Origin of the sequence: Rhodoferax sp. (assembly GCF_028689305.1) — a bacterium.
Taxonomy (GTDB): domain Bacteria; phylum Pseudomonadota; class Gammaproteobacteria; order Burkholderiales; family Burkholderiaceae_C; genus Rhodoferax.
In genome coordinates this window covers 6888-16798 of sequence record NZ_JAQTWM010000082.1, presented here as the reverse complement: position 1 = coordinate 16798, position 9911 = coordinate 6888, and the positions used below count along the sequence as shown (strand labels likewise).

Genomic DNA, 9911 nt, shown 5'->3' with positions numbered 1-9911 from the left:
CACCGCATGCAATTCCCGTTTTTCATCGTCTTTGCCGGGCACTTCGATTTTGGCTTTTTGGCCGTCGTGGCAACTCAGGCAGGTGGTGTTGTCGAGTTTTGGGCTTGCGCAAAGGGCGGAGAAACTCAGCAATGTGCCGATCAGCCCAATGGTGCTCCACCTGAGAAATGAGATTTTGAGTCGCATGATGCACTACCGATCCACGAATGAAAGTGGCCACGGTCTGGAAGGACGGTGGCCACGGGCTTGGGGCGATGGCTGAGATACGTTAATTGGACAAAATCCAGTCGGCCAGGTTTTGGAGCTGTTTGGTGTCTTTGGTGTTAACTTCTTTGTGTTTTTGCTCGGTTCCGTCGGTCAATTTGACCGTTGGAGCAGTGGTGAAGTTGGTGATGAGTTTGGTCTGACCGTCAGCCTTGCCTTTGTATTTTTCGGCAATCTTCTTCAGCGACGGGCCTTTTTTGGCTTTGTCTGGCGCATGGCATTTGGTGCAGTCGTTGTCTTTGAACAAGGCTTTGGCGGCCTCTGCATCAACTGCGGCGTGCGAAGGGCTCAGGAAGGCCAGCGTCAGAATCGCGGAGACACTGGCCATAGATAGTGTGGTTTTGATCATTTGCTAACTCCTGAAAAAACAATAGAAAACGCTGTCATTAGTGCACGGCAAGTCTGGTAGCTTGCATGTGCACAAAGCGCTGGGTGAATGCGGCCAGTTCACGGTAAAAATCGGTTTCTGCGCTTGCCTGTACGGCAGCAGCAAAAGGGTCGATCCAGGCCCCCAGATGTTCGCTCAAAAACCGGCGTTGCAGTTGTTTGGTGGCCGCCAAGGCTTCGAGTTCCCCGGCTGCCTGGGCTCTATTGGCATTGAAGCTGAGCAGGTACAAAAACTCCAACTCTACGGCCACATGATCGGGTAGCTCGCTGAACTCATCGTCGATGTCAAACCCGCCCTCGCTGTAGAGTTGCAACACGGCGGGCGGCGGGTTGTCATCGCTTGGCTCGGGTGCTTTCAGCCAAAACGCGCCATAGGGTTGAGCCAGCGCATTCACCGGCCCCAGGAACAGCCGGGTGTAGTCCACCAGCAGCGTTTGCAGGTCTTGTGCCGCAAAGGCCGTACCCAGCTTGCGGGCGGCATCGGCCCATTCGGGGCCAAGCCGTTGGGCCGCCAGCAGGATCGAATCAAACAGCTTTTCTTCTGCAAACTCGGGCGCTGGCTCGTAAAAACAGGCCGACAGAAAGCGGCACAAGTCTTCACCTGCGGTGGCCTCGTCTGGGTCATAGTTGGACATCAAGATTCCTTGAAAAACGGGGATCATGCGCGGGGGCTGTACTTGCCAATGTAGTGCACATTGGGTTTTGTGCCCTTGTCTTCTTGCAAGCGGAACGATTTCTCCTTCTTCAGAAGCTGTGCAATCTCGCTGTTGGGGTCGTCTTGGTCACCAAAAATACGCGCTTTGGCCGGGCACACTTCCACGCAGGCGGGTTGCAGGCCGTTGAGCACCCGGTGGTAGCAGAAGGTGCATTTTTCAACCAGGTCGTCTTTGCGCACCGGCTGCAAATCTCCACCGCTCCATTGGTTCAGCATCGGGGGCATGGCACCGGCCAGGGCCGAAACTTCTGCGCCTGAGGTGGTGCAACCGGGGATGGCCGAGGTTTTGTCTGACCAACGGGGTTGGGTGTCGTCTTCGGCCGCGTTGAGGCTGATCACGCTGTAGCTGCCGCCTTGCAGGCTGCTGGCATCGAGCTTTTCGTGGCTGTAGGGGCAATTTTTCTGGCAATCACCACAGCCGGTGCACAGCTCCGGGTCGTGTAAGGTGATGCCCTCGGGCGTTTTGTACAGCGCCTTGAAGGGTTTGCCGGGGCCGGCTTTTTCGGGGTTGCCGGGGCAGCCAATGATGCAGGGGGCTTCCGAGCAGTGGTTGCACAGTACCGGGATCACGCTGTGTGTGGTGTTGGGGAAAACGCCGTCAGTGTGCATCAGGAAGTCGGCCCAGTTGAAGCTCTGGCCCCGGGTGCGGTCGCGGGTGTTGTTTTCGGTCTTGCAGGCAAAGGCGCAGGCTCCACAACCGTTGCATTTTGCGAGGTCAATGACCATTCCAAGTCTTGTCATGATTGTTTACTCCTGTAGCTGGGTTGTGGGCGGTCAGGCTTTTTGGATGCGCACGCCGGTGAAGCCACCGTTGCGGGCGGTGGCACCGCTGAGCCGGTCATAGTCATCCACCAGAATTTCATTGTTGTTGCCGCCTCGGGGGATGGCCTTGGCAAAGTCTTTGGCCGCAACCCGGCCATAAGCCCAGTGGCCCTGGCCATAACATTTGGCCACCGTGCCGGGGCGCACGCCCTCCCACAATTTCAGTTCACACGAGATCGTTCCGGTGATGGAGCTGATCTTCACCGTGTCACCCGTCTTGAGGCCGAGCTTGGCCCCATCCACCGGGTTCATCTTGACCACGTCGGCCCAAGACACATCCCCTGGATCAACCTTTTTGAACTCTTGATACCAAGGCACGTTTTGTGAGCGCCCTTCGCGGTTCAGGCGTGATTTGTAGTCGATGAAGGTCAGTGGGTAGTCGGCCAGACTGCCATGGCGTTTGGCAGGTTCATAGTGCGGCACAAACGCCAGCTCACCGCGTGCCACGTAGCCACTCACGCTCAGGATGTCGTCTACCGTGGTTTCGTATTTTTTGGCATGCTCCAGCAAGCCCTTCTTGAGGGTTTCGCTGTAGAACTCAAACTTCTTGGTGGCAGTGGCAAATTTGCCACCCCAGCCTTTTTTGAGCGTGTACTTCGGCCCGCTGAACATGCCCTTCTTCTTGAACTCGGCCCAGCCATTGATCGGGGCATCGCCCTTGAGGGGTTCCTTGGCCTTCCAGATCGGGGCGCTGGTCATTTTGGCGGCGATCTCGCTGAACTCCAGCGCGGTGGTGGGAGCCTTGCCAGTTTCCGGGTCCTTGAACTCTTTGGCGTAGTAGTCAAACAGGTTGGCAAAGCCCTTGGCTTTGAGCTTTTCAGCCAGCAGCCACATCACTTCGGTTTCTTCCTGCTTCACGTCCCACAGGCGTTTGACCGCACCCTGCTGAATGGAGGCGTAGGCATGCCCGTTGCCCATGTTGGTCACGATGGACCAGCCTTCAGCCGAGTTGAAGGTGGAGGGCAGCACGATGTCGGCAAACATCGTCATTTCCGAGGCATTGGGCACCATGTGCACAAAGAAGGGCAAGGCGGCCAGAGCTTTCTCCCAGCGCTGTGTACCGGTGGCAGAGAAGGCAAAGTTGGACCACGAAGAGATGAACACTTTGCAGGCCCCAGGGTCTTTCAGCAGGCCGTTGGCCACGTTGTTGGTGACCACGCCGCTGCCGGGTTTGGCCCCCATCATGGCGGGCATGTTTTTGGCACCCCGACCGTCAAGTTTCTTGCCGGTGCTGCCTTTCTTGGCAATGTCGTCCACATAGGCATCCATCTTGGGGAACGCGGCCAACGGCGGGCTGCTGGGGCTTTGCCAGACACCGCCCTCCACATCAATCGATCCGAGCAGGCCGTTGAGGGCATAGACTGCCATGGCGGCGTAGGTGCCGCGCGGGGTCATGGCCACGCCGGGACCCATCCAGACCACGGTCTTGGGCGCCGCTTTGCCCATGGCGCGTGCCACCCGCACGATCTGGTCGGCGGGGATCAGGGTTTCCTTTGCGGCCCAGGCGGGTGTCTGGTCTTTCAGTGCCTGGTTCCACCACTTCACCAAGCCGTGGGTTTCCTTCTCGGCAAAAGCGGCTTCGTCCACAGGCTGACCTGCTACAAACAGGTTCTTGCCTTCCTTGAAGTCACCGACAAACTCGCGGTTCCACAGGCCTTCGGTCAGCAGCACATGGGCGATGGCACCGGCCAACGCACCGTCCGTGCCGGGGTTGATGGGCAACCATTCGTGAGCCTTGGCGGCTACGTTGGACAGACGGGGATCAATGGCAATGACCGTGCCGCGCTTCACGATGGCCGGGAACTGGTTCATCATGTTGGGCACCATGCGGTTGGAGGCCAGCGGGTCGGTGCCCCACAGCACCAGGCAGTTGGTATGGGCCAGGTCGTAGTCGCGGTAGCCAAAGAAACCTTGGGTCAGGCCGGGGCCCATTTTTTCGGCCTCGGCACAAATCGCACTGTGTGAGAAGTAGTTGCCCGTGCCAAAAATCTTGGGCAAGGTGCCGTACAGCAACTCGGTCGAGGTGGGGGAATAGCGCCCACGCATGTAGACCAGTTTGTGGGTTTCATTGGCCGCACGCAGGGCGATCATTTTGTCGGCCACGGTGTTGAGGGCTTCGTCCCAACTGATGGGGACAAATTTGGGGTCGATGCCACGGCCTTTTTGCGGGTTGGTGCGTTTCATCGGCACTTTGATGCGATCCGGGTCGTACATCTGCTGCGGAATCAGGTGGCCGCGTGGGCAGCAATAGCCGTGGTTGGTTTTCGACAGCGGGTTACCACGCACACGGGTGGCCCGCCCGCCCTGGACGTAGATTTGAATGGCACACCACTGGGTGCAGCCCTGGCAGGTGCTGGCAACCCAATCCCCGGCGGCGGGGCTGGAGGGCTTGGCTTTTCGGGGAACCAGTGCGCTGTGAACCGGCCCTGAGGCCAGGCCCGCACAACCCGTCATCAACGCCCCGGCAGAGAGGCCAGACACCATGATAAAAATCCGTCTCGTCAACTTCATAACATGCTCCTGATTTGAGGTTTCATGCCGTTGATCGCAACCTTCATGCCAATCAGAACTAAGCCACTATTGAGGCCCGGAAATCTTGCTTGATGTGGATCGATTTATGCCACTTCTCATTGGAGAACTGCATTATTTTTATTCAAGACATCGCTTCTCCGAACAGGAACGTGCCCTGATCGACCCTGAACTTCACGTTACCTGCTGGTAACGGGTGAATCCAGAAAGGGTTATCTGTTAAGGCATACCGATCATTAAAATTAGTCAAGAGTGTCTGGTTTGTGTATCAGTTGATTCATCAACTCAAACAGGTGCTTGAGTCAAGACGTTGGCCCACGTGCCGCGATGGTCGGCACGAGGCGCTCCAGCAGTGTTGTCTTGCCCATGCCGGAATGTCCGGCGATGCCAAACAGCCTCATGGTGTTTCTCGCTGCAGGGATGTCATCCCGTTCAGGGTGAAGGTTGTCTGCTGACAAACATTATTCAGCCAATATCCAGTCCGCCAAGTTTTGCTGGACTTTGGGGTCCTTGCTGTCAAGCACCTTGTGTTCAACTTTCTTGCCATCGGAAGTCTTGACCATGCCACCCGTGGTGAAGTTTTTGAAGGCCTTGGCCTGACCGTCGGGTTTGCCTTTGTATTTTTCGGCAATCTTTTCAGTGATGGGCCTTTTTGGGCCTTGCGGGCAGGATGACCTGCTTCACTCGCGTTCTGTGGATGGTTGGCTTTCGTTAAACTGCGTGGACTTCAGGACCAGGCGTGGTCGAGATGCCTTGGTAAGGTAGGGGAAACCAGACCGTTACCACCTGGTAACCTGAAAATCCAATAAGTTGACCGATGTCACCGTCAGGTAACAAGGAATCATCATGTTGAAATTGCTTCAACTGCTTTTCATGGCTCTCTGGTTGGGAACAGGGTGCTCGTTTGCCTACGGCAATCAGGAGGCCCGAACCATTCGTTTTGCCATGACGCCGGCTTTTTTGCATGACCAACATGCTTTGTTGGCTGAATGGCGGGTGTATCTGGAAAGTCGTTTGAAGCGTCCGGTGGAATTTATTCAGCGTGATCGCTACCGCGACACCATGGACTTGTTGCAGCAGCAGAAGGTCGAGTTTGCGTGGATTTGTGACTACCCTTATGTGATGCTGAAAAAGGATGTCCGTCTGCTGGCCGTGGCGATGAACGAGGGCAAGCCCACCTACCGTTCCTACCTGATTGTTCCCACAAAGGATACCCAGACCCACAGTGTTGTTGATCTCAAGGGGGGCATCTTTGCTTATGCCGACCCCCACTCGAACACGGGTTATCTGGTGCCTCGTTTCGAGATCAGGCGCAGCGGTGCCGATCCGGCCACGTTTTTCAGACGCACCTTTTTCACCTGGTCGCATCGCAAGGTGATTGACGCTGTGGCGGCGGGTCTGGTTCGAGGTGGGATGGTCGACAGCTACGTATGGGATGTGCTGAACAAGGTTCGTCCGGACATCACGGCCAAGACCCGTATTGCGTGGCGTTCCGAAGAATTTGGTTTTCCACCGATTGTGGCCCACAGTGGCATTTCCGAGCCTGATTTTGTGCAGATGCAAAACGTGATCACGGGCATGTCCAACGACTCGGAAGGTCGGGCCTTGTTGGCACGACTCAAGCTCAATGGCTTTGTTGTGGGTTCACCCAGGCTCTATAACGGTGTGGCAGACATGATGCGGGTTTTTGGCGAAATCTGATGCGACTGTTTGACCTCAGCCTGCGTTTCAAGCTGCCGCTGTGGGGTGGGGGGCTGATCATCGCCACGGCGCTCACGCTGTCGACTTCCTATGTGGTGCAGGCATGGGACAACCTCAATCGCGATCTTCTGCAAAATGCCGAAGACATTGGTCGGGCCACTGCACATGCACTTTTCCCCGTGATGCTGCATGACGACGTGTGGGACGCCTTCGAGGTGGTGTCACTGCCATTTGTGGCCAACCCCGGCACCGCGCTGATTGACAGCCTGGTTGTGCTGGACCGGACTCAGCAGGTCTATGTTTCTTCCCAACCGCAGGAGTTTCCCATGCTCAGCCCCGTGGTTGCCTTGGGCGAGGATTTTGCTGCCGTCGGACGGGAGATGCCCAAGGCGGCTGATGCGGATGTTTTTGTGCACAACGTCACGGGTGCCCAGCGCATCTACGTGGCGCTGCCCATTGCCAGTGAAGGGGTGCGGCTGGGTACCTTGATCGTCACGTACAACAAGTCCCTTCTGTGGCAACGCTTCTCGCTCATCCTGAGCCGCTCGTTATGGATCACTCTGCTGGTGCTGGCAGTGTTGTTGCCCGTTACAGCGTATTGGGGGCGTCGCATGATGCTGCCCATGCAGATGGTGACGGAGCGTATCAAGCGCATTGGCAGTGGCGAGCTCGATGACATCGACACCGGCCTGTACCCCTATGGTGATGAAGTGGGGCAGCTGTTTTCGGCTTATGAGGCGGTATTGCTCAAACTGCGGGAAAAAGCCGAGTTCGAGAAGGAGATGGTCAAAAGTGAACGCATGGCGGCAGTGGGGCGGTTGACGGCCAGCATTGCCCATGAAATCAACAACCCGCTGGGCGGCATGCTCAATGCCATCAGCACCCTCAAACGCCACGGCAGTCCCGATCCGGTCACCCAGAAAACCATTTCACTGCTGGAACGGGGCCTGTCACAAATCCGGGAAACGGTCGCCGCCCTGCTGGTCGAGGCCAAGGTGAAAAGCCGTCCGCTGGAAGCGTCAGACCTTGAAGACGTTCGCATCCTGGTGGCGCCTGCTGCCCAGAAGCACGGAGCCCACCTGTCCTGGTCGGTCACGTTGCCCGCCACTGTTGCCATTCCCTCCACCTTGATACGCCAGGTGCTCATCAATTTGTTGCTCAACGCCATCACGGCCGCCGGCCAGGGTGGACAAGTTGCCGTGCGGGTCCTGGTCAGCGAAGCACGTTTTGTCCTGGTGGTTGAAAACAGTGGCCGATCCTTGTCACCCGAGCAATTGGCTCGCCTGTTTGAACCATTCACCAGTTTTTCGGAGACCGGCAACGGACTGGGTTTGTGGATTTGTTACCAGATCGTGACCCAGCTGGGCGGTACGATAGCAGCTGACTCCAGCATGGAGTTGACCCGGTTCACTGTTCTTATTCCCTTGGACACGATGCATGACAGCAGCCTTGCGCAAAATCTGCCTGATTGAAGACGACGACATCATGGGTGAGTCCCTGGTTGACCGTTTCAACCTGGAAGGATTCAGCTGCGATTGGTACCGCATGGGCGGCGCAGCCATGGATGCCCTGCGCCAGCAAAGCTATGCCCTGGTCATCAGCGATATCCGGCTCCCGGATGTTGCCGGCGACCAGTTGTTTGAGCAATTGCTGACGGCGCTTTGCAGTCTGCCGCCATTCATTTTCATCACCGGGCATGGTGATATTGACACAGCCGTGCGGTTGTTGAAGGAAGGCGCCAACGACTACATCACCAAACCGTTTGATCTGGACATGCTGGTGGACAAGATCCAGGCCATTGTTATGCCCGGCGATGACCGCGGCCCCAGCCAGTTGGGGCAGTCGCCCGCCATGCGGCAGATTGAGGCCATGCTGCATCGCCTGGCGGCCAGCGAGGCATCGGTGTTGATCACGGGGGAATCCGGCGTAGGTAAAGAACGCGTGGCCCTGGCGTTGCATCAGTTGACGGGTGTTGGCAAACCTTTTATCGCCGTGAATTGCGGTGCGCTGACCGAAAGCCTGCTGGAGGCTGAGCTGTTTGGTTACGAAAAAGGCGCGTTTACCGGCTCCATACGAACCAAGAAAGGCGTGTTCGAGCAGGCCAATGGTGGCACGCTGTTTCTGGACGAGATTGGCGACATGCCGCTGGCCATGCAGGTCAAGTTGTTGCGTGCGCTGCAAGAACGCCGCATCGTTCGGGTTGGCGGCGAGGCGGCGATTGAAGTCGATATCCGCCTGATTTGTGCGACCAACCAGACATTGCAGGAACGCGTGGTCAACGGTGATTTCCGCGAAGACCTGTATTACCGCATCAATGTTGTGGAGCTGCGCATTCCCCCGTTGCGTGAACGCACCGAGGATATTTTGCCGCTGGCACGCCATCTGCTCGCCGAAATTGCCGCGGTGGGTGGCAAACCGACCCCTGGCCTGACACCGGCTGCCGAACATGCGCTGAAAAATTACCGCTGGCCCGGCAACATCCGCGAGCTGAAGAACACGCTGGAACGGGCCAGCCTGATGAGTGACAGCCGTGTCATTCCACACGACAAGCTGTTTGACCGCCCAGCCCCCCCTGTGACTGAGCAGCAAGATGTGGCCGCCACCTTGCGCGACTACCTGAGCGAGTGTGAGCGCGACTTCATCGTGCGGGCGCTGGACACCCGGCAATGGCAGATCCAGGCCTGTGCCGATGCGTTGGGCATCAGCCGGAAAAACCTGTGGGAAAAAATGCGCAAGCTGGGCATTGACCGGGACGTTGATGGCGGCAAGTCAGAGTCCTGAAGGTTGCCATGGCATCGGTTGGGTGCTTGCGATGTGGGGATGTGGTGACCCCAACCCTTGACAAAAATCAATAAGAAATTGTGCTCCAGCCCGGATAAAACAACCCGTTGTTGCTACACTAATAATAGCAATTGAACAACAATACCCACGCTGCTGTCCGGACCATGGGATGCCGCGCAGGTGTCAGTTTGCTGAATTGCTGTTTGCAGACAATCCGGTGATCACTCATTTTGTTGAAAGTATTCCCATGGCGCATCTGTTGGTAGCTGGTGGAGGCATTGGTGGTTTGTCGGCCGCGTTGGCTTGCGCGGACGCGGGGGCGCAGGTGTCGCTGTTCGAACGCGCGGCAGAATTCAGCGAAGTTGGGGCCGGTATCCAGCTCGGTCCCAACGTGACGCGGGTGCTGGCTGCCTGGGGACTGCGCGATGCCTTGGCCAGCCTGGCGGCTTTCCCCGAGCGCTTGCAGGTTCGCAGTGCGCAAACCGGGGTCGAGCTGGGTGTGCTGCCTCTGGGGGACGCGATGGTGGCGCATTACGGCGCGCCTTATGCCTCTATCCACCGGGCTGATCTGCATGGCCTGCTGGTGCAGGTGCTGTGCCAGCGTGAAAACGTGAAGCTGCATCTGCACAGCCCGGTGACGGGCGTGACCTCCAGCGATAGCGGCGTGCGTCTGGCGCTCAGTGACGTGAATCGGGTGCAGGGCGATCTGCTG

At 57.5% G+C, this 9911-nt stretch carries 10 protein-coding genes; 5 read left to right on the top strand and 5 right to left on the bottom strand.

What is annotated here, in order from left to right:
* Positions 1 to 268 precede the first annotated feature (268 nt).
* The 5 genes from PHW99_RS14790 to PHW99_RS14770 form a co-directional block, all read right to left on the bottom strand.
* Positions 269 to 613 (bottom strand): c-type cytochrome, encoded by a 345-nt coding sequence (locus PHW99_RS14790; RefSeq protein ID WP_300179137.1) that lies wholly within the window; start codon positions 611 to 613, stop codon positions 269 to 271.
* Positions 614 to 650: 37 nt separating this feature from the next.
* Positions 651 to 1286, bottom strand: a complete 636-nt coding sequence (locus PHW99_RS14785; RefSeq protein WP_300179135.1) for a molecular chaperone — start codon at positions 1284 to 1286, stop codon at positions 651 to 653.
* A 23-nt stretch (positions 1287 to 1309) separates the two neighbouring features.
* Positions 1310 to 2107 carry a 4Fe-4S dicluster domain-containing protein gene (locus PHW99_RS14780; protein ID WP_300179132.1) on the bottom strand — a complete coding sequence of 266 codons (798 nt, stop codon included), beginning with the start codon at positions 2105 to 2107 and terminating at the stop codon, positions 1310 to 1312.
* Positions 2108 to 2140: 33 nt separating this feature from the next.
* Complete coding sequence (locus tag PHW99_RS14775; RefSeq protein ID WP_300179129.1) at positions 2141 to 4699, bottom strand: molybdopterin-dependent oxidoreductase; 2559 nt, start codon at positions 4697 to 4699, stop codon at positions 2141 to 2143.
* A gap of 320 nt (positions 4700 to 5019) precedes the next feature.
* Positions 5020 to 5118 (bottom strand): molybdopterin-guanine dinucleotide biosynthesis protein MobB, encoded by a 99-nt coding sequence (locus tag PHW99_RS14770; protein ID WP_300179126.1) that lies wholly within the window; start codon positions 5116 to 5118, stop codon positions 5020 to 5022.
* Between the two features lie 126 nt (positions 5119 to 5244).
* On the opposite strand from PHW99_RS14770, the gene PHW99_RS14765 reads away from it, so the two are divergent.
* The 5 genes from PHW99_RS14765 to PHW99_RS14745 all read left to right on the top strand — a co-directional run.
* The gene (locus tag PHW99_RS14765; RefSeq protein ID WP_300179123.1) at positions 5245 to 5391 is read left to right on the top strand and encodes a hypothetical protein; all 147 of its coding nucleotides are present in this window, start codon (positions 5245 to 5247) and stop codon (positions 5389 to 5391) included.
* Between the two features lie 172 nt (positions 5392 to 5563).
* The gene (locus PHW99_RS14760) at positions 5564 to 6418 is read left to right on the top strand and encodes a PhnD/SsuA/transferrin family substrate-binding protein (protein WP_300179120.1); all 855 of its coding nucleotides are present in this window, start codon (positions 5564 to 5566) and stop codon (positions 6416 to 6418) included.
* Entirely contained in the window at positions 6418 to 7890 is a 1473-nt protein-coding gene (locus PHW99_RS14755) for a HAMP domain-containing sensor histidine kinase (protein ID WP_300179117.1), read from the top strand. The genes PHW99_RS14760 and PHW99_RS14755 overlap by 1 nt, the downstream gene beginning before the upstream one ends.
* Complete coding sequence (locus tag PHW99_RS14750; protein ID WP_300179113.1) at positions 7856 to 9199, top strand: sigma-54 dependent transcriptional regulator; 1344 nt, start codon at positions 7856 to 7858, stop codon at positions 9197 to 9199. Before PHW99_RS14755 ends, PHW99_RS14750 begins: the two co-directional genes overlap by 35 nt.
* A gap of 247 nt (positions 9200 to 9446) precedes the next feature.
* The coding region (locus PHW99_RS14745) for an FAD-dependent monooxygenase (RefSeq protein WP_300179109.1) at positions 9447 to 9911 on the top strand (465 nt) is incomplete at its 3' end.